Origin of the sequence: Variovorax sp. KBS0712 (genome assembly GCF_006323185.2) — a bacterium.
GTDB lineage: Bacteria > Pseudomonadota > Gammaproteobacteria > Burkholderiales > Burkholderiaceae_C > Variovorax > Variovorax boronicumulans.
In genome coordinates this window covers 353120-372858 of the sequence record NZ_VCCD02000002.1, presented here as the reverse complement: position 1 = coordinate 372858, position 19739 = coordinate 353120, and the positions used below count along the sequence as shown (strand labels likewise).

Genomic DNA, 19739 nt, shown 5'->3' with positions numbered 1-19739 from the left:
CGCCTGATGCCCGTCGTATGGGCAAATCAGGCCGATTTGTCACAAAGCCGGTATATTGTGACGCAGTGGGTGGGTTGGCGTGAGTCGCCAACGCATTCCGAGTCTCTGGTCTCTGCGTGTTTTTCTCGTTTCGAGGAGGCGTGTGTGAAGGTCTTGAAGCTGTCGGCCCAAGGGCTGCCCCAGTCATGGATATCGCTGGAACAGGCGGTGATCCACTACGCGGCGGACGAAGTCCGCTGGGAAGTGGGCGCGCAGGTGGCCGTGTTCCGTGGCGGCCACAACGCGATCACGGGCGAGCAGTCGCAGATCGCGATCAACAGCATCATCGGCACCAAGGGCGTGCCGCGCATCAACCCCTTCGCGCAGCGCCCAGGCCTGACCAACAGCAAGCTGTTCTCGCGCGACCGCAACATCTGCGCCTACTGCGGCGGCCATTTCCACGAAGACGAACTCACGCGCGAGCACATCATTCCGTTCGCGCAGCGCGGCATCGACACCTGGATGAACGTGGTCACGGCCTGCAAGCCCTGCAACCACCGCAAGAGCAGCCGCACGCCCGAGCAGGCGAACATGCCGCTGCTGTATGCGCCCTATGTGCCCAGCCTGTGGGAAGACTTCATCCTGCGCAACCGCCGCATCCTGGCGGACCAGATGGAGTTTTTGATGGCGCACCTGCCGCAGTCGTCCCGGTTGCACGACATCTGACACCCGACGCGCAAGAAAAAAGGAGGCCTCGGCCTCCTTTTCTATTTCAGCCCTTCCAGGCCGGCGGTCGTTTCTCGATGAAGGCCTGCACGCCTTCCAGCGCGCTCTCGTCCATCATGTTGCAGGCCATGGTCCGGCTGGCGTCGGCCAGCGCGGCCTCGATGCCGGTCTCGAGCTGGCGATAGAACAGCGCCTTGCCCAGCGCGAGCGCCGTGCGGGGCTTGGCGACGATGCTGGCCACCAGCGCCGCGACCGCGGCGTCGAGCGCTTCGGGTGGTGCGACCCGGTTGACCAGGCCTTTTTCGCGCGCTTCTTCGGCGCTGATGAATTCGCCCGTCACCAGCATCTCGAAGGCTTCCTTGCGCCCCAGGTTGCGCGAGAGCGTGACGCCGGGCGTGGCACAGAAGAGGCCCACGTTGACGCCGCTGACCGCAAAGCGCGCGTCGCTGGCGGCCACCGCGAGGTCGCAGACCGCCACCAGCTGGCAGCCCGCCGCGGTCGCGATGCCGTGGACACGCGCGATCACCGGCACCGGCAGCCGCTGGATCGACAGCATCATCGCGCCGCACCGGTCGAACAGCTGCTGGTAGTAGCCGAGCGAGGGCTCGGCGCGCATCTCCTTCAGGTCGTGGCCCGCGCAGAAGGCCTTGCCCGCCGCGGCGATGACGACGGCGCGCACCGTGTCATCGGCGGCGACCGCGCCGAGCGCTTGTTCGAGTGCGCCCAGCATGCCTTCGGACAGCGCATTGAAGGCGGCGGGGCGGTTCAGCGTGAGCGTGACCACGCCGCGCGCGTCACGCGCCGTCAGGACAAAGGGGGCCGTGTCGTTCATGGCCGTTCAGTACGTCAGCTCGAGCACCGTCGTGTGCCCTTGCGCGGCGGGCCAGCTCTGGCCGGTGAGGCGCTCGCCGTTGAACTCGGCACTGACCGTGCGCTGCGGCGCGCCGGCCGCGATGCGCAGCCGCGAGCTCGACTGCCCCGCGCCCTGGGCCGGCACGCCGGGCGGCGGGCTCTGGCCGTCGAAGTTCATCGTGTCGCGCTGCGCATCGAAGTAGCCGCGCGGACGCGCGAAGACGACCACCGCACCCGCGCCGCTCTCGGCCGGCGCCAGGCGCTCGGTCCGCAGGTTGACGACGCCGCTGCTGCGCACGAACGGGCTGCGGTAGATGTGCGTGATGCCCTGGCCGGGCACGTCGAGCACGAACTCGTAGCGTGCCGTGGGCTGCGCGCTGAACGGACCCCAGCGGCCGTCGGCGCCGACCGTCTGCTGGTGCGCCGCCTCGCCGCGCCGCGCGCCCGAGGCCGGGTCCACCGCAAAGACCGTGACGCGCGCGCCGGCCAGCGCGAGGTTGTCCGCGCCGGTCGCGCGGCCGTCGAGCACGACCTTCGATTCCGGCGCCACCGCCGTGCTGGCCGGCGCCTGGCCGGTCAGGAAGCGCCAGGTCGCCGCGAAGGCAGAGGGCGAAAACGAGGTCTCGCGGTGGTCCACGCGCGGCAGCACGAGGTTGGTGGCGCCTTTGAGTGCCGGCCCGTCGAAGCCGATGTTCGTCGGCTGGCCCGGCGCGCCGATCCACAGGCCGTCGGGCTGGGCGTACTTGTCGTTGGTGTCCGAGCGCAGCGTGAGCCACTGCACGCCGGGCGTGACCTCGTCGCCGTTGGGTCCCTTGGGCGCATTGAGCTGCTGCATGAAGGCCGAGAGCCCCGAGAACTCGTTGTTCTCGCGCAGGCCCTTCACCTTCCAGATGCCGTGCGCCGGATTGCCGCCGAGCACCACATGGCTCACGACGGCCGCGCCGCCGCCGTTCTGCACGTAGTTGCGGATGGTGTTGCCGCCGCGCGAATTGCCGATGAGCACGACCTTGGGCGCGCCCGTGGCCTTCAGCACCTTCTCGACCTCGGCGCGCAGGAACGCGGCCGACTCGGCGGTGGAACTGCGCCCCGGCTGGGCCACGGCGTCGTCGTCACGGGCCAGGGGATTCGGTTGATCAACGGCAAACAGCCGCTCGCGCGGCCAGCCGTTCGATTCGAAGCGCCAGATCGTGGTCTGCCACAGCGCGGCCGAGTCGCCGTTGCCGTGCATGAAGACGATGGGAGGACGCTCGGTGGAAGAGGGCGCGGAGGTGGCGCAGCCGGTCAGCAAGGTGACGGCGGTGCTTCCGGCAAGGGCCAAGGCAAGCAGGGTGCGGCGGGAAGGCATGTCTGTCTCTCTCCTGGCAGGGGGCTGGGGCCCCGCAAGTGAAAACGCCCGCCGGCGCAAGGCGGGCGGGCGTTGGATGCTATCGACAAACAGCCGTCAGGCGAAGACGCCGGCCGTGTCCTGCATGCGTGCCGACACTTCACCCAGGTGGTGCAGCGTGTCGCCGAAGGTGAGCTCGAGCTGCGTGAGCTTGCGGAAGTAGTGGCTGCCGATGTATTCGTCGGTCACGCCGATGCCGCCATGCAGCTGCACCGAGTTCGCGGCCACGTAGCGCATCGACGTGCCCAGCTGGTACTTGGCGCGGGCCAGCGCCTGGCGGCGCTCGTCGGCCGGGGCGTTGAGCTTGAGCGTCGCGTAGTAGCTCATCGAGCGCGCCAGTTCCAGCTGCATCTTCATGTCGGCGACGCGATGGCGCAGCGCCTGGAAGCTGGAGATGACCACGCCGAACTGCTTGCGCTGGTTCATGTAGTCGATGGTGACGTCGAGCGTCTTGTCGAGCACGCCGACCGCTTCGGCGCAGGTGGCGGCAATGCCGACATCGACCGCGTACTCGAGCGCGGCCAGGCCGTCGGCCGTGACCAGCGTGGCGTCGGCCTTGTCGAACACGACTTCGGCCGCGCGGCCGCCGTCCTGCGTGCCGTAGCCGCGGGCCTCGACGCCGCTGGCGCTGCGCTCGACCAGGAAGAGGGCGATCTTGCCGTCGACCTTGGCGGGCACGATGAAGGCATCGGCTTCGTCGCCCACGGGCACCACGCTCTTGGCGCCGGTCAGCGAGTAGCCGTTGCCCGACTTGACGGCCGTGGCCTCGCACACGTCGAGGCGGTAGCGTGCCTTGCGCTCCTGGTAGGCCAGCACCACGAGGGCCTGGCCGCCGGCGATGCGCGGCAGCCAGTTTTCCTTGGTGGCCGCGTCGGCGTAGCCGCCGAGCACGGCGCCGGCGATCAGCGTCTGGGCGAAGGGCTCCAGCACGATGCCGCGGCCCAGTTCTTCCATCACGACCATGCCGGCCACCGGGCCCATGCCCAGGCCACCGTCGTCTTCGCTGATGTACAGGCCGCCCAGGCCGAGCTCGGCCAGTTCGTCCCAGGCCTCGCGCGAGAAGCCGCCCTTGGCCTCGATGCCGCGACGGCGCTCGAAGTCATAGCCCTTGTCGACCCACTTGCGAACGGCGTCGCGCAACTGGTCCTGGTCTTCCGAAAAATTGAAATCCATGTTGGTGTCTCCTCAGCCCAGGACGGTTTGCGCCACGATGTTGCGCTGCACTTCGTTCGAGCCGCCGTAGATCGTGGTCTTGCGCATGTTGAAGAAGGTCGATGCCAGCGGTGCCAGCGCCGGGTTGCCGCCCGGGAAGTTGCCCTGCCAGCCGGCTTCCATGGCTTCGCGGATCAGCGGCAGCGAGTAGGGGCCGCCGGCCAGCAGCATCAGCTCGGCGTAGCGCTGCTGGATCTCGCTGCCGCGGATCTTGAGCAGGCCGGCCACGTCCAGCGAGTTCTTGCCCGAGGTGGCGGCCGACAGCACGCGCAGCACCATCATCTCGAGGGCGACGATGTCGACTTCGAGCTTGGCGATCTCGTCGCGGAAGCGCAGGTCGTCGTACACGCCTTCGCTCTTGGCGATGCGCTTGAGGCGCTCGAGTTCGCGCTTGGCACGGTTCACGTCGGCGATGTTGGTGCGCTCGTGCGAGAGCAGGTGCTTGGCGTAGGTCCAGCCCTTGTTCTCTTCGCCGATCAGGTTCTCGGCGGGCACTTCGACGTTGTCGAAGAACACCTCGTTCACCTCATGGCCGCCGTCGATCAGCTTGATCGGGCGCACGGTGACGCCGGGCGACTTCATGTCCAGCAGCAGGAAGCTGATGCCGGTCTGGGGCTTGCCCTCGTTGCTGGTGCGCACGAGGTTGAACATCCAGTCGCCGTATTGGCCGAGCGTGGTCCAGGTCTTCTGGCCGTTGACGATGTACTTGTCGCCCTTGCGCTCGGCCTTGGTCTTGACCGAGGCCAGGTCGGAACCCGAGCCGGGTTCGCTGTAGCCCTGGCTCCACCAGACTTCGCCGCTGGCGATGCCGGGCAGGAAGCGCTTTTGCTGCTCGGCGTTGCCGAAGGCCATGATCACCGGGGCGACCATGACGGGGCCGAACGGGACGATGCGCGGCGCGCCGGCCAGTGCGGTTTCTTCCTCGAACAGGTGGCGCTGCACGGCGGTCCAGCCGGGGCCGCCGAATTCCTTGGGCCAGCCGTAGCCCAGCCAGCCCTTCTTGCCGAGGATCTTGGCCCATCGCTGCAGATCGTCGCGCGTCAGTTCGAGCGCGTTGTGCACCTTGTGCGAAATCTCCTGGGGGAGGTTGTCCTTGACCCATGCGCGAACTTCTTCGCGGAACTTCTGTTCTTCGGGTGTGAAGCTCAAATCCATGCGTGCCTCGCTGTGTTGATCGGTCCACCGCAGACGCGGGGTGTCTCCGGAACTGCGAGTTTTAGCACGGTCGTGCTGCGATCCGGTGTCCGCGTCGCGACAAGCCCGCCGGCGTCTGGGTTGACGGGCGGCGTCGGCGGGGCACGGATAATCCCGGCCTCCCATGAAGAACATCGTGATCCTGATCTCCGGCGGCGGCTCGAACATGGCGGCCATCGTGCGCGCCGCCGAGCGCGACCGCTGGGCCGAGCGCTTCGGCGCGCGCATCGCCGCCGTCATCAGCAACAAGGCGGAGGCTGGTGGATTGGCGCTGGCCGCGTCGCACGGCATCGCGACCGCCGTGGTGCCGCACCAGGCCTTCGACAGCCGCGAGGCCTTCGACGCGGCGCTGGCCGAGGCGGTCGACGCCCACGCGCCGGCGCTGGTGGTGCTGGCGGGCTTCATGCGCATCCTGACGCCCGGCTTCGTGGCCCGCTACGCCGGGCGGCTGGTGAACATCCACCCCTCGCTGCTGCCGGCCTTTCCGGGGCTGCACACGCACCAGCGCGCCATCGACGCGGGCTGCAAAGTGGCCGGGGTGACGGTGCACCAGGTCACGGCCGAGCTCGACCACGGGCCGATCCTGGCGCAGGCCGTGGTGCCGGTGCTACCGGACGACACGGCCGCCACGCTGGCTGCCCGGGTGCTGTCCCAGGAGCACCTGCTGTATCCGCGCGCCATCGCTGGATGGCTGTTGGATACATTGAGTCACAAAGCTTAAAGTTGTTTATATTGTTGGGTTTTCGGGAGCACAGAACTTTGAAAACCCAATCGCTGCTGTTGACGTTGGCCACCGCGGCCCTGCTGGCCGCCTGCGCCGCCCCGGCCCCCGCGCCGGCACCGGGCGCCACTGCACCTGCGCCCGCCGCGCCGGCCGAGCCCGTCTTCCAGTGCAACGCCGAGGGCGCCCGCTTTGCCGTGGGCCAGCAGGTGACGCCTCAGCTCGAAGCCGCGGCACGTGCGCGCGCAGGCGCCGGCACGGCGCGGGTGCTCAAGCCGAACCAGGCGGTCACGATGGAACTCAACCCCGGACGGCTCAACATCAGCGTCGACGCGCGTGGCCGCGTCAAGGACGTTCACTGCGGCTGAGCGTCGATCGGGGTGAAGCGGCGCTGCGGGCGGCCGTCGATCTCGATGGTTTCCTCGAACATCGCGGCCGGCCGGACCCACAGGCCGCGGGCACCGTAGAGGGCGCGGTACAGCGTCATCGGCTCCAGCGTCTCGCTGTGGCGGACGGTGCCGATCACGTCGTACTCGCCGCCCTTGTAGTGGCGGTAGCGGCCAGGGGGCGTTTCGATCAGGGGAGGGAGGTCTTCGTCGTTCAACGGGGGCTTCTTTCTTCGGTAACAACTGTCGGATGAGTCTTTGACGGGAGTCGGATGGACCGTGCGGATTTTGTTCACCTGGTTCGCCTGAGCGAGCACGCGAGTGCGGACGACAGCGCGCGCTACCGGCGTGGCGTCGCGGCGTTCGCCGCGCTCGGCTACCTCTGGGTGCTGGCCTGCCTCGGGCTGGCGGTGGGCATTGTGGCCTGGGTGGTCGTGTCGGTGGCCGACGGGCGCTTCAACTTCACCCGCGGCTGGCTGCTGGTGTTCGCGCTGGGCCTGTTCTGGGCGACCCTGCGCGCGCTCTGGGTGCACTTTGACGAGCCCGACGGCGAGCCGCTCACGCGCGCCGACGCGCCCGGATTGTTCGAGGCGCTGGACCGCATCCGCGAGCGCATCAAGGGGCCGCCGGTGCACCGTGTCTACCTGGACGACAACTTCAACGCCAGCATCAGCCAGGTGCCGCGCTTCGGTCTGTTCGGCGGTGCGCTCAACTCGCTGAGCATCGGCCTGCCGCTGCTGATGATGCTGGACCGGCAGCGCCTGCTGTCGGTGCTGGCCCACGAATACGGACACCTGCGCGGCAACCATGGCCGCCTCAGCGCCTGGATCTACCGCACGCGGCTGTCGTGGCTGCGGCTCGATGCCAGCCTGCAGCGAGACGAGGGCGTGATGGCGCTGGTGTCGCAGGCCTTCTTCCGCTGGTACTTTCCGCGCTTCGCCGCCAAGACCTTCGCACTGGCCCGCCAGGACGAGTACGAGGCCGACCGCATCTCGGGCCGGCTGCTCGGCACCGCGGTGGCCGCGGCCGCGCTCACCGAAGTGGCCATCAAGGGCAACTGGTACGCCAGCGAGTTCTGGCCCTGGCACTGGGCGCGCGCCGAGCGCGAGCCGCTGCCGCCCGGCCCGTTCGCCGCTTTGCGGCAGCGCGCCCGCACGCCGCCGAGCGAGGAGTTCGCGCGCCAGGCGCTGCGCGAGGCGATGCGCCGCGTGAGCGACCTGGACGACACCCACCCCGTGCTGCGCGACCGGCTCGAAGCGCTGAACCAGAAAGCGGCGCTGCCGGCCTGGTCGCAGCGGCCCGCACTCGACATGCTGGCCGACAAGCACAAGTGGATCGCGCATTTCGACAACGCCTGGCGCCGCGCCCACGCCGCCGACTGGAAGCAGCACCACGCGCACCGCTCGCGCATCCGCGAGCGCATCGCGGTGCTGGCGGCCCGCGGCGAGCGCAACACGCCCGACGAGATGGTCGAGTGGGCCGACGCCGAGCGCCGGCTCGACCCGGCGGCGCCGGTGCGCGCGCGCTACGAGAGCGCCTTGCGGATCGCACCGGACCATCCGGGCGCGCTGCGCGGGCTGGCCCAGATGCTGCCCGCGCGCGAGCGCGCCGAGCGCCTGGCCGTGCTCGAACGGCTGCACCAGTCGGGCGTGGCCAGCCGCTGGTGGGCGGCGAAGAACGCCGTCGCCTCGCTCGAAGATCCCGAAGCCGGGCCGCACGACGAGCAGGGGCTCAAGCTGTGGCGCGCGCGGCTCAAGGAGGCGGAGGAGGCCGAGGCGCGCGCCTGGGAAGAGATCACCGACACGCCGTTCTTCAGCCAGATTTCGCGCCACGACCTGAACGACCACGAGCTGGGCGAGCTGCGCGCCGACATCGCGCGCTGCCTGCCGGTGTCGCGGCTGTGGGTGGTGCGCAAGAACCTGCGCGAGTTCGCCTGGCGGCGGGCGTACATCGTGTTCGTCGAGGTGCCGGGGCTCGACGACGAGGACCGCTGGCAGCTGTGCCGCGAACTCGAGCAGACCCTGACCTTGCCGGGCGCGGCGCTCGTGCTCTGGGCGGGGCATTCGCCCACGCTGGAAGACATCGAGCGGCAGGCCTTCGGGACCGTCTGGGTGCGCGGCGCCTGAGGCGTTTCGGCCGCGAGGCCGGCCGGCTGAGACAATCGGGGCTATGCATCCCAAAGCCCTGTTGGAGGCCACCGCCGATCTGGTCGGCCTGGTCCTGAAATTCGATCACCCGGCCGACCAGGTCGTTTCGCGCTTTTTCCGCGACCACCGCGAGTTCGGCCCGCGCGAGCGCGCGACGCTCGCTGAGACCGTCTACACCGTGCTTCGCAAGAAGCTGCTGTTCGATCACCTGTCGCCCTCGGGCAGCGGTTCGAAGGAGCGCCGCATGGCGATCCTGGGCTTTCACGGCCCGCGCGACTTTTTGAAGAGCGCGCTCAACGACACCGAAAAGCGCTGGCTCGACAACTGCGACGCCGTCAAGCCCGACGACCTGCTCGAACGCCATCGCCACAACCTGCCCGAATGGCTGGTCGCGCCGCTCAAGGCGCAGCTGGGCGACGGTTTCTGGCCGATGGTCGAGAGCCTGCAGCAGCCGGCGCCGCTCGACCTGCGCGTCAATGCATTCACCGACAAGCGGGCGGAAGTGAAGGCGGAGCTTGCGAAGGCCGCTATCAAATCGGAAGTGACGCCGTTCTCGCCCTGGGGCTTGCGCATCGACGGCAAGCCCGCGCTGACCAAGCTCGACGCGTTCGTGCGCGGCGCCATCGAGGTGCAGGACGAAGGCTCGCAGCTGTTGGCGCTGCTGCTGGACGCCAAGCGCGGCGAGATGGTGGTCGATTTCTGCGCTGGCGCCGGCGGCAAGACGCTGGCCATCGGCGCGACCATGCGCAACACCGGCCGGCTCTACGCCTTCGACACCTCGGCCCACCGCCTCGATGCGCTCAAGCCGCGGCTGGCGCGCAGCAAGCTCTCGAACGTGCACCCAGCCGCGATCGCCCATGAGCGTGACGACCGGATCAAGCGCCTGGCCGGCAAGATCGACCGCGTGCTGGTCGACGCGCCTTGCTCGGGGCTCGGCACGCTGCGCCGCAACCCTGACCTCAAATGGCGGCAATCGGCCAAGTCGGTGGCCGAACTGACGGCCAAGCAGACCGCCATCCTGCAAAGCGCGGCACGGCTCGTGAAGTCGGGCGGCCGGCTGGTGTACGCCACCTGCAGCGTGCTGCCGGAGGAAAACGAGGCCATCGCCGAGGCTTTTGCCGCCGCGAACCCCGATTTCGTGCCCATGGATGCCGCGGAATTGCTCCAGGCGCTCAAGGTGGAGGGTGCCGAGACCCTTTGCGCGGGCGGGGAAGACGGCCGGCGCTATCTGCGTCTGTGGCCGCATCGCCACGCCACCGACGGCTTTTTTGCCGCCGTGTGGAACCGGAAATAGGCGCGGGGCTCCAAACTAGGGTAAATCTGCGGTGTGACAGAAGGACAAAAGGCCTCGTTTTGGCCCTGACATCCTAAAATCGCGGGTTACCTGAAGGCTGCACCTTCGTGTGGCCATGGAGTACCTGACTCAATGATGCTTCCTGACTCCGCCGTTCTGAACGCGGTCATCCAATGGCTCGGACACGGCCTGTGGGACATTGCCTGGTGGCAAGTCGTGCTGTACACGCTCGTCACCACGCACATCACCATCGCAGCGGTCACGATCTTTCTGCACCGCACGCAGACACACAAGGCGATGGACCTCGGTCCGATCCCTTCGCACTTCTTCCGTTTCTGGCTCTGGCTCGGCACCGGCATGGTGACGAAGGAATGGGTCGCCATCCACCGCAAGCACCACGCGAAGTGCGAAACCGCCGACGACCCGCACAGCCCGCAGGTCAAGGGCATCGACGAGGTCTTCTGGCGCGGCGCCGAGCTGTACCGCAAGGAATCGAAGAACAAGGAAACGATGGAGCGCTACGGTCACGGCACGCCCGATGACTGGATCGAGCGCAACCTGTACACGCGCTACAGCTGGCAAGGCGTGGGCCTGATGCTGGTGATCAACCTCGCGCTGTTCGGCGCGCTCGGCCTGACCGTGTGGGCGGTCCAGATGCTCTGGATCCCGATCACCGCCGCCGGCATCATCAACGGCATCGGCCACTACTGGGGCTATCGCAACTTCGAGGCGTCCGACGCCAGCCGCAACATCATGCCCTGGGGCCTGATCATCGGCGGCGAAGAGCTGCACAACAACCACCACACCTACCCGACCTCGGCCAAGTTCTCGGTCAAGAAGTACGAGTTCGACATCGGCTGGGTCTACATCCAGGTGTTCCAGAAGCTTGGCTGGGCCAAGGTCAAGAAGGTGCCGCCGAAGATGCAGATGGGCGACGTCCAGCCCGTGGCCAACGAGAAGACGCTCGAGGCCGTCATTGCCAACCGCTACGAAGTTATGGCCGGCTATGCTCGCGAAATGCGCCGTGCGACCAGCGAGGAAATCGACGTGCTGAAGGCCAAGGGCGCCGACCTGTCGGTGCTCAAGGCGGCCAAGCGCTGGCTGCACCGTGACGACGACAAGGTGCCCGCCTCGGCGCGCACCCATCTGGTGCAGGCCCGCGCTGCGCACCCGGTGCTCGACAAGATGGTCACGATGCGCGAAGAGCTGCGCCAGCTCTGGCTGAACACCTCGCAATCGCGCGAGCAGCTCGCAGCCGACCTGGCGGCCTGGTGCCACCGTGCGGAAGCCAGTGGCATCGCCGGCCTGCGCGAGTTCTCGACCCGCCTGCGCGCTGCGCGCGCCTGACGAGGCAAAGGGCCGGCGCCTCCCGCGCTGTTGCCCTCGCTCAGTGAAAAAGCCGACCTGCGGGTCGGCTTTTTTGTGCCTGCCTTTTTCTGCTTTCGCAAAAACGACAGGCAATAAAAAACCCGCTGGGTGAGCAGCGGGTTTTTTGGGGGGAGAACAGGCCGAATTACTTCAGCTTGATTTCCTTGTATTCGACGTGCTTGCGCGCCTTGGGGTCGAACTTCATGATCGACATCTTTTCAGGCATCGTCTTCTTGTTCTTGCTCGTCGTGTAGAAGTGGCCGGTACCCGCGGTGGATTCCAGCTTGATCTTTTCGCGTCCGCCTTTGCTCGTTGCCATGATTCAGCTCCTTAAGCTTGGCCGCGGGCACGCAGGTCTGCGAGCACGGCATCGATACCGTTCTTGTCGATCAGGCGCAGTGCAGCGCTCGAAACGCGCAGGCGAACCCAACGGTTTTCGGTCTCGACCCAGAAACGGCGGTATTGCAGGTTCGGCAGGAACCGGCGCTTGGTTTTGTTGTTGGCGTGGGAAACGTTGTTTCCGACCATCGGGCCTTTGCCCGTTACGTCGCATACGCGTGCCATGTGGACACTCTTTCTTGAACAGCTGGCACCGGCGCAATCAGGGCGATTGCAGGGTGTTTTGCAGCTTGACCTCGCCAGAAACGGGTGGCGGTACCCCGGATTTGCCGCAACCCGACTCCCGGTGGGAGATAGGCCCTGTTTCGGCAAAGCCTCGGATTATAGCCCTTTCGGGCTCAGCGAGGCCGGGGGCCGTCGCAGATACGGGAAATCCGGCCGCGCTGGGTGGCCGGTGCCCGTGGGGATAGGCCTCAGTGCTCTTCGAGGAAGCGCTGCGCGTCCAGGGCGGCCATGCAGCCCGTGCCGGCACTGGTGATGGCCTGGCGGTAGATGTTGTCCTGCACGTCGCCGGCCGCGAACACGCCGGGCACGCTGGTCATCGTCGCGAAGCCCTTCAGGCCTGAGCGGGTCAGGATGTAGTTGTCCTTCATTTCCAGCTGGCCCTGGAAGATGTCGGTGTTCGGGTGATGGCCGATCGCGATGAAACAGCCCTTGAGCGTGATCTCTTCGGTCGCGCCGGTCTGCGTGTTCTTGATGCGGATGCCCGTCACGCCCGTGCCGTCACCGAGCACCTCGTCGAGCTGGTTGTGCAGCTTCAGCACGATCTTGCCTTCGGCTACTTTTTCCATGACCTTGTCGATCAGGATCGGCTCGGCGCGGAACTTGTCGCGGCGATGCACGAGTGTGACTTTGTTTGCAATGTTGGAGAGGTACAGCGCTTCCTCGACGGCCGTGTTGCCGCCGCCGATCACGCAGACCTCTTGCTCACGGTAGAAGAAGCCGTCGCAGGTCGCGCAGGCGGAGACGCCGCGGCCCATGAACTTCTCTTCGGAATCCAGGCCCAGGTACTTGGCCGAGGCGCCCGTGGCGATGATCAGCGAGTCGCAGGTGTAGGTGCCGCTGTCGCCCGTGAGCGTGAACGGGCGCTTGCTCAGGTCGACCTTGTTGATGTGGTCGAACACGATCTGCGTCTTGAAGCGTTCGGCGTGCTCGAGAAAGCGCTGCATCAGCTCCGGGCCTTGCACGCCGTGCACGTCGGCCGGCCAGTTGTCGACCTCGGTCGTGGTCATGAGTTGACCGCCTTGCGCGATGCCCGTGATGAGCAAAGGCTGGAGGTTGGCGCGTGCGGCGTAGACGGCGGCGGTGTAGCCGGCCGGGCCGGAGCCCAGAATGAGAACCTTGGCGTGTTGGGGTGCGGACATGAGTAGAAAACCTAGGATGGACGCTGCGGCAGCGTGTACATTTTCAGGGTGGTAGCGATACGTGGGGAGTATCACCGCCCGGTTCAACACCGGGTGCACGGTGTTTTCAATGCGCGCGATTGTAGTAATCCATGGGCTCAGCATCAGGATCACATCGCGCGCTGTTTCAGGGATTGATTAATGTCGATGCTGTCCAACCTTGAATTGCTTCGGCGCGTTCCATTGTTCGCGTCGTTGACGGCCTCGCAGTCCGCAAGCATTGCGGATGCGATCATCAAGAAGCGCTTCAAACGCGCCGAGGTCGTCGTGGAGCAGGGCAAGAAATCCGATGCGCTGTACATCATCCTGACCGGCCGCGCCCGCGTCACGAGCGCCGACAGCCGTGGCCGCGAGGTGATCCTGGCCACGCTGCACCCCGGCGACTACCTCGGCGAAATGAGCCTGATCGACGACGAGCCGCATTCGGCCACCGTGCGCACCGAAATCCAGTGCGACGTGCTCATGCTGGGCCGCGACGCCTTCGCGCGCTGCCTGCCCGAGAACTCCTCGATGGCCTACAACATCATGCGCGGCCTTGTGCAGCGCCTGCGCCACGCCGACCGCAAGATCGAGTCGCTGGCGCTGATGGACGTGTACGGCCGCGTCGCCCGCGCGCTGCTTGAGTTCGCCAGCCAGGACGGCATGGGCAACCTCAAGGTCCGCGACAAGATCTCCCGCCAGGACCTGGCCAAGATGGTCGGCGCGTCGCGCGAAATGGTGAGCCGCGTCATGAAGGACCTGGAAGAGCGCGGTTTCGTCCAGTCCCAGGAAGACGGCTCGGTGATCATCAAGGACCGGCTCCTGACGCTGACCTGAGCCCATAGGCCGGACGCTTTCGGCGTCCACGGCCTTTTGTTGTAGTGTTCGGGGCGGCCGGCCTGCGTTTTTTCGGGCCGGGCGCCGTGCTTTTCATGACCTATTCGCTCCATACGCTTCAATCGTCCTCCTCTTCTTCCGCTGCCGAAGGGCAACCCGTGCGCCTGCGCGCCCTGCGCTTCGCCCACGAAATCACCTTGATCGCCGGGTTCGCAGCCCTCCTGTTCTGGCTGCTGGCGATGCTGAGCTTCACCCCGTCCGATGCCGCCTGGTCGACCTCGGGCACGGGCGGTGATGTCAAGAACTGGGGCGGCCGCATCGGCGCCTGGCTGGCCGATGGCAGCTACTTCCTTGCCGGCTATTCCGTCTGGTGGTGCCTTGCGGCGGGTCTGCGCGCGTGGCTCTCGTCGCTGGCCGGCTGGCTGCGCGGCGGCGAACCGACGCCGGCGGTCGAACAGCCCCCGCGCGGCCGCTTCAACCGCAGCCGCCTCGCTTTCTGGTTCGGCCTGGTCCTGCTGCTGTGCGCGAGCGCGGTGCTCGAATGGTCGCGCCTGTACCGGCTCGAATCGCACCTCCCGGGTTCGGGCGGCGGCGCCCTGGGCTACCTCGTGGGGCCGGCGAGCGTGCGCTGGCTGGGCTTCACGGGCTCGGCGCTGGTCGCCATCGCCGGCGGCGTGATCGGCTCGGCGCTGGTGTTCCGTTTCTCCTGGAGCCTGATCGCCGAGCGCATCGGTGCCCGTGCGTACTCGCTGTTCGAGTCGCGCCGTGAAAAGCGCGAAATGGCCGCCGACATCGCCATGGGCAAGCAGGCCGCGCGCGAACGTGCCGGCGACGAGGAAGAGCTGGCGCCCGCACCGCGCGCCAAGAAAATGCGCCCCAGCAAGGAGGCCTCGTTCGGCGACGCCGGCCCTCTCGAGCCGAGCTTCGACGACGAAGAGGAAGAAGTCGCTCCCAAGCGCCGCCCCGCATCGCCGCCCGTGCAGATCGAGCCCGCGATGACCGAGGTGCCCCGCAGCGACCGCGTCGTCAAGGAACGCCAGAAGCCGCTCTTCAAGGAATTGCCCGACAGCAAGCTGCCGCAGGTCGACCTGCTCGACGCCGCGCTGGTGCGCCAGGAAACGGTGTCGTCCGACACGCTCGAGATGACCTCGCGCATGATCGAGAAGAAGCTCAAGGACTTCGGCGTCGAGGTGCGCGTGGTGCTCGCTTCGCCGGGCCCCGTCATCACGCGCTACGAGATCGAGCCCGCCACCGGCGTCAAGGGCTCGCAGATCCTCGGCCTCGCCAAGGACCTGGCGCGTTCGCTCTCGCTGGTGTCGATCCGCGTGGTCGAGACCATTCCTGGCAAGAACTACATGGCGCTCGAACTGCCGAACGCCAAGCGCCAGTCGATCAAGCTCAGTGAAATCCTGGGCTCGCAGGTCTACAACGAGGGCAAGTCGATGCTCACGATGGGCCTGGGCAAGGACATCATCGGCAACCCCGTGGTGGCCGACCTCGCGAAGATGCCGCACGTGCTGGTGGCCGGTACCACCGGCTCGGGCAAGTCGGTCGGTATCAACGCGATGATTCTTTCGCTGCTCTACAAGGCCGAGGCACGCGATGTTCGCCTGCTCATGATCGACCCGAAGATGCTCGAAATGTCGGTCTACGAAGGCATCCCGCACCTGCTGGCGCCCGTGGTCACCGACATGCGCCAGGCCGCGCACGGCCTGAACTGGTGCGTGGCCGAGATGGAGCGCCGCTACAAGCTCATGAGCAAGCTCGGCGTGCGCAACCTGGCCGGCTACAACACCAAGATCGACGAAGCCAAGGCGCGGGAAGAGTTCATCTACAACCCCTTCAGCCTCACGCCGGACGATCCGGAACCGCTGAAGCGCGAGCCGCACATCGTGGTCATCATCGACGAGCTGGCCGACCTGATGATGGTGGTCGGCAAGAAGATCGAAGAACTCATTGCTCGCCTCGCACAGAAGGCCCGCGCCGCCGGCATCCACCTGATCCTGGCCACGCAGCGCCCCAGCGTCGACGTGATCACCGGCCTCATCAAGGCCAACATCCCCACGCGCATCGCGTTCTCGGTGGGCTCCAAGATCGACAGCCGCACCATCCTCGACCAGATGGGCGCCGAGGCGCTGCTGGGCATGGGCGACATGCTCTACATGGCCAGCGGCACGGGTCTGCCGATCCGCGTGCACGGTGCCTTCGTGAGCGACGAGGAAGTGCACCGCGTGGTGGCCTACCTCAAGAGCCAGGGCGAGCCCGACTACATCGAGGGCGTGCTCGAAGGCGGCACGGTCGATGGCGACGGTGACGGCGACCTGCTCGGTGGCGGCGACGGCGAAAAAGACCCGATGTACGACCAGGCGGTCGAGGTCGTGCTCAAGAACCGCAAGGCCAGCATCTCGCTGGTGCAGCGCCACCTGAAGATCGGCTACAACCGCGCCGCGCGCCTGGTCGAGGACATGGAAAAAGCCGGCCTCGTGAGCGCCATGAGCGGCAGCGGCCAGCGCGAGATCCTCGTGCCCGCGCGCCAGGCGGAGTGACCCGCCGGCGCACCATCGACGACGACCCCCATCACCACCGCGGCAGGGCTGGTTACGTGCTGAGAGGCAATTTGCAAACGCGCACCGGCGCTGCTGCAAATCTTCATGAAAGCCTACAGAAGCCGGCACCTGCGGCGGGTAGTGTCGATGGGCATCGCAGCAACGTTTTTCCGAGGAACCTCCCATGAAGAAAACCCGCCTCTGGCTGTTGGCCGGCCTGATCTGCACGGTGGCCGGCAGTGCCTGGGCCGACGGGCTCGAAAGCCTCGAAGCCTTCGTGAAGACCGTCAAGTCCGGCCGCGCCGAGTTCACCCAGACCGTGACGGCCCCGCCGCGCGAGGGCCAGCCGGGCCGCGTGAAGACGTCGACCGGCACCTTCGAATTCCATCGCCCCGGCAAATTCAAGTTCGACTATCGCAAGCCCTTTGCCCAGAGCATCGTGGCTGACGGCAAGACGCTCTGGCTCTACGACGCCGACCTGAACCAGGTCACGCAGCGCGCCCAGGCCCAGGCGCTGGGCTCGACGCCCGCGGCGCTGATTGCCTCTGCGGCCGACCTGCGCGCCCTGCAGGCCGATTTCGCGCTGGAAGCCGCGCCCGAGCGCGACGGCCTGCAGTGGGTCAAGGCCACGCCGAAGAACAAGGACGGCCAGCTGCAGAGCGTGATGGTCGGCTTCCAGGGTGACGCGCTCGCGGCCCTCGAGATCCTGGACAGCTTCGGCCAGCGCTCGGTGCTCAAGTTCAGCAAGGTCGAGGTGAACCCGGCGTTGCCCGCCAGCACCTTCGAGTTCAAGGCGCCTGCGGGCGCGGACGTGCTCAAGCAGTAATCACCAGCAAGACGGTAGTTTCGGTTTGGCCCCGCGCACCCACCAGCCCCTCGCCGAGCGCCTGCGTCCCAAGACGCTCGGCGAAGTGATCGGCCAGCAGCACCTGCTCGGTCCGGGCATGTCGCTGCGCATCGCCTTCGAGTCGGGCCAGCCGCACTCCTGCATCCTCTGGGGCCCACCGGGCACCGGCAAGACCACCATCGCGCGGCTCATGGCCGACGCCTTCGACGCGCAGTTCCTGAGCATCAGCGCGGTGCTGGGCGGCGTGAAGGACATCCGCGAGGCGGTCGAGCAGGCCACGGCCGCGCGCGACGGGCTCACGCAGCAGCGCACCATCGTCTTCGTGGACGAGGTGCACCGCTTCAACAAGAGCCAGCAGGACGCGTTCCTGCCGCACGTCGAGTCGGGCCTCTTCACCTTCATCGGCGCGACCACCGAGAACCCGTCGTTCGAAGTCAATTCGGCCTTGCTGTCGCGGGCGGCGGTGTACGTGCTGCAGTCGCTCAACGAGGGCGACCTGAAGCAGATCGTCGCCAAGGCGCAGGCGATCCAGGCGGTTCCGGCCATCGACGAGGCGGCCATCGACCGCCTGGTCGCCTACGCGGACGGCGACGCGCGCCGCCTGCTCAACACGCTCGAGACCCTGGCGGTTGCAGCCGGCGCCGAGAAGCTCACGAACATCACCGACGAGTGGCTGCTGCGCGTGCTCGGCGAGCGCATGCGCCGCTACGACAAGGGCGGCGAGCAGTTCTACGACACCATCAGCGCGCTGCACAAATCGGTGCGCGGCAGCGACCCCGACGCCGCACTTTACTGGTTCGTGCGCATGCTCGACGGCGGCGCCGACCCGCGCTACATGGCGCGCCGCCTCGTGCGCATGGCCAGCGAAGACATCGGCCTGGCCGACCCGCGCGCGCTGCGCCTGGCGCTCGATGCGGCCGAGGTCTACGAGCGCCTGGGTACCCCCGAAGGCGAGCTGGCACTGGCGGAATGCGTGGTCTACCTGGCCATCGCACCCAAGTCGAACGCGGTCTACAAGGCCTACAACGCGGTGCGCGCGCTGGTGAAGAAAGACAGCACGCGCCCGGTGCCGATGCACCTGCGCAATGCGCCGACCAAGCTCATGAAGGAGCTCGACTACGGCAAGGGGTACCGCTACGCGCACGACGAGGAGGGCGGTTTCGCCGCCGGCGAGCGCTACCTGCCCGAGGGCCTGGAAGGCCAGGTGTTCTACGAACCGGTCGAGCGTGGACTCGAAATCCGCATCGCGGAAAAGCTGCGCGAACTGCGTCGCCTCAACACAAATTCAGATCGCTGATACAGGTTTGCGCATCTGCATGACTTCACGCGCATACAGCATGAAGTGAGCGGGTAAACCCCGGTCATCCCGCCCCAAAACAGCGCCGGGGCGTGTCTACAATCCCGCCCACCAAATCTGCCGGCGACACATGTTGGCTGGTTTTTTGCTTGTCAAGCCAGTGGCGCCAAACCGGTGCCTCGGTAGGTGAATGGCACCCGCAAGGTGCAACACATAGGGAATCGCGTTATGGAAATATTGCTGCAGCAGATCATCAACGGTCTGGTTCTCGGCAGCATGTATGCCTTGATAGCCTTGGGCTACACCATGGTGTACGGCATCATCAATCTGATCAATTTTGCACACGGTGAAGTGCTGATGGTGGGGGCGCTCACAAGCTGGACCATCATCGGGCTCATGAAGGACGGAATGCCCAACACACCGGGCTGGCTGATCCTCTTCGTTGCGCTGATCATTGCCTGCGTCGTCGCGGCAAGCCTCAACTTCGTGATCGAGAAAGTGGCCTACCGGCCGCTGCGCAACAGCCCCAAGCTCGCACCGCTCATCACCGCCATCGGCGTGTCGATCCTGCTGCAGACGCTGGCCATGATCATCTGGAAGCCGACCAACAAGGCGTATCCCAACCTGCTGCCGACCGACCCCATCCACGTGGGCGGCGCCGTGATCTCGCCGACGCAGGTCATGATCCTCAGCGTCACGGCGTTCTCGCTCGTGATCCTGATGTGGCTGGTCAACTACACCAAGCTCGGCCGCGCGATGCGCGCCACCGCCGAGAACCCACGCGTCGCGGCGCTCATGGGCATCCGGCCCGACATGGTCATCTCGGCCACCTTCATCATCGGCGCCGTGCTCGCGGCCATCGCCGGCGTGATGTACGCATCCAACTACGGCATCGCGCAACACGCGATGGGCTTCCTGCCCGGCCTCAAGGCCTTCACCGCGGCCGTGTTCGGCGGCATCGGCAACCTGGCCGGCGCGGTGGTCGGCGGCATTCTGCTCGGCCTTATCGAGGCCATCGGCTCCGGCTACATCGGCACCCTCACGGGTGGCGTGCTGGGCAGCAACTACAGCGACATCTTCGCTTTCATCGTGCTGATCGTGATGCTCACGCTGCGGCCTTCGGGTCTGCTCGGCGAGCGCGTGGCGGACCGGGCCTGAGGAGCAGCAC

At 67.0% G+C, this 19739-nt stretch carries 19 protein-coding genes; 11 read left to right on the top strand and 8 right to left on the bottom strand.

Annotated elements, in window-relative coordinates; genetic code table 11:
- The first annotated feature begins 144 nt into the window (after positions 1–144).
- Positions 145–705: an HNH endonuclease gene (locus FFI97_RS18600; protein ID WP_062480919.1), complete on the top strand. Its 561-nt coding sequence runs from the start codon at positions 145–147 to the stop codon at positions 703–705.
- Between the two features lie 46 nt (positions 706–751).
- Here FFI97_RS18600 and FFI97_RS18595 read toward each other — a convergent pair whose 3' ends face one another.
- The 4 genes from FFI97_RS18595 to FFI97_RS18580 all read right to left on the bottom strand — a co-directional run bounded on the left by FFI97_RS18595 (position 752) and on the right by FFI97_RS18580 (position 5308).
- Entirely contained in the window at positions 752–1537 is a 786-nt protein-coding gene (locus FFI97_RS18595; RefSeq protein ID WP_139703285.1) for an enoyl-CoA hydratase, read from the bottom strand.
- A gap of 6 nt (positions 1538–1543) precedes the next feature.
- Entirely contained in the window at positions 1544–2902 is a 1359-nt protein-coding gene (locus FFI97_RS18590; protein WP_139703280.1) for an alpha/beta fold hydrolase, read from the bottom strand.
- A 96-nt stretch (positions 2903–2998) separates the two neighbouring features.
- The gene (locus FFI97_RS18585) at positions 2999–4114 is read right to left on the bottom strand and encodes an acyl-CoA dehydrogenase family protein (protein WP_062482928.1); all 1116 of its coding nucleotides are present in this window, start codon (positions 4112–4114) and stop codon (positions 2999–3001) included.
- Between the two features lie 12 nt (positions 4115–4126).
- The gene (locus FFI97_RS18580) at positions 4127–5308 is read right to left on the bottom strand and encodes an acyl-CoA dehydrogenase family protein (RefSeq protein ID WP_139703276.1); all 1182 of its coding nucleotides are present in this window, start codon (positions 5306–5308) and stop codon (positions 4127–4129) included.
- Positions 5309–5471: 163 nt separating this feature from the next.
- Between FFI97_RS18580 and purN the strand changes: the two genes are divergently transcribed.
- Both purN and FFI97_RS18570 read left to right on the top strand, forming a co-directional pair.
- Positions 5472–6068, top strand: a complete 597-nt coding sequence (purN, locus tag FFI97_RS18575; protein ID WP_062482933.1) for a phosphoribosylglycinamide formyltransferase — start codon at positions 5472–5474, stop codon at positions 6066–6068.
- 38 nt (positions 6069–6106) lie between these two features.
- A complete protein-coding gene (locus FFI97_RS18570) occupies positions 6107–6436 on the top strand; it encodes an I78 family peptidase inhibitor (RefSeq protein WP_139703270.1) in 330 nt (109 codons plus the stop codon).
- Here the strand turns inward: FFI97_RS18570 and FFI97_RS18565 are convergent.
- On the bottom strand, positions 6424–6672 hold the full coding sequence (locus FFI97_RS18565; RefSeq protein ID WP_062483076.1) for a DUF1653 domain-containing protein: 249 nt from the start codon (positions 6670–6672) through the stop codon (positions 6424–6426). The genes FFI97_RS18570 and FFI97_RS18565 overlap by 13 nt on opposite strands.
- Before the next feature lie 54 nt (positions 6673–6726).
- Between FFI97_RS18565 and FFI97_RS18560 the strand changes: the two genes are divergently transcribed.
- From FFI97_RS18560 to FFI97_RS18550, 3 genes are all read left to right on the top strand, one after another.
- Positions 6727–8580, top strand: a complete 1854-nt coding sequence (locus tag FFI97_RS18560; RefSeq protein WP_139703264.1) for a M48 family metallopeptidase — start codon at positions 6727–6729, stop codon at positions 8578–8580.
- A gap of 43 nt (positions 8581–8623) precedes the next feature.
- Complete coding sequence (locus FFI97_RS18555; RefSeq protein WP_139703259.1) at positions 8624–9895, top strand: RsmB/NOP family class I SAM-dependent RNA methyltransferase; 1272 nt, start codon at positions 8624–8626, stop codon at positions 9893–9895.
- A 132-nt stretch (positions 9896–10027) separates the two neighbouring features.
- Positions 10028–11242 (top strand): fatty acid desaturase, encoded by a 1215-nt coding sequence (locus FFI97_RS18550; RefSeq protein WP_139703254.1) that lies wholly within the window; start codon positions 10028–10030, stop codon positions 11240–11242.
- 166 nt (positions 11243–11408) lie between these two features.
- Here the strand turns inward: FFI97_RS18550 and rpmG are convergent, their stop codons facing one another.
- The 3 genes from rpmG to trxB form a co-directional block, all read right to left on the bottom strand.
- The gene (gene rpmG, locus FFI97_RS18545) at positions 11409–11582 is read right to left on the bottom strand and encodes a 50S ribosomal protein L33 (RefSeq protein WP_007830291.1); all 174 of its coding nucleotides are present in this window, start codon (positions 11580–11582) and stop codon (positions 11409–11411) included.
- 11 nt (positions 11583–11593) lie between these two features.
- The gene (rpmB, locus tag FFI97_RS18540; RefSeq protein ID WP_007830293.1) at positions 11594–11827 is read right to left on the bottom strand and encodes a 50S ribosomal protein L28; all 234 of its coding nucleotides are present in this window, start codon (positions 11825–11827) and stop codon (positions 11594–11596) included.
- 248 nt (positions 11828–12075) lie between these two features.
- Positions 12076–13026 carry a thioredoxin-disulfide reductase gene (gene trxB / locus FFI97_RS18535; protein WP_062481027.1) on the bottom strand — a complete coding sequence of 317 codons (951 nt, stop codon included), beginning with the start codon at positions 13024–13026 and terminating at the stop codon, positions 12076–12078.
- A 180-nt stretch (positions 13027–13206) separates the two neighbouring features.
- Between trxB and FFI97_RS18530 the strand changes: the two genes are divergently transcribed.
- The 5 genes from FFI97_RS18530 (at position 13207) to FFI97_RS18510 (ending at position 19729) form a co-directional block, all read left to right on the top strand.
- The gene (locus FFI97_RS18530; RefSeq protein ID WP_062481025.1) at positions 13207–13881 is read left to right on the top strand and encodes a Crp/Fnr family transcriptional regulator; all 675 of its coding nucleotides are present in this window, start codon (positions 13207–13209) and stop codon (positions 13879–13881) included.
- Positions 13882–13976: 95 nt separating this feature from the next.
- A complete protein-coding gene (locus tag FFI97_RS18525) occupies positions 13977–16427 on the top strand; it encodes a DNA translocase FtsK (RefSeq protein ID WP_139703248.1) in 2451 nt (816 codons plus the stop codon).
- A gap of 184 nt (positions 16428–16611) precedes the next feature.
- On the top strand, positions 16612–17253 hold the full coding sequence (gene lolA, locus FFI97_RS18520) for an outer membrane lipoprotein chaperone LolA (protein WP_139703243.1): 642 nt from the start codon (positions 16612–16614) through the stop codon (positions 17251–17253).
- A 25-nt stretch (positions 17254–17278) separates the two neighbouring features.
- The gene (locus tag FFI97_RS18515) at positions 17279–18571 is read left to right on the top strand and encodes a replication-associated recombination protein A (RefSeq protein WP_139703237.1); all 1293 of its coding nucleotides are present in this window, start codon (positions 17279–17281) and stop codon (positions 18569–18571) included.
- Between the two features lie 228 nt (positions 18572–18799).
- A complete protein-coding gene (locus FFI97_RS18510; RefSeq protein ID WP_062481019.1) occupies positions 18800–19729 on the top strand; it encodes a branched-chain amino acid ABC transporter permease in 930 nt (309 codons plus the stop codon).
- Positions 19730–19739 lie beyond the last annotated feature (10 nt).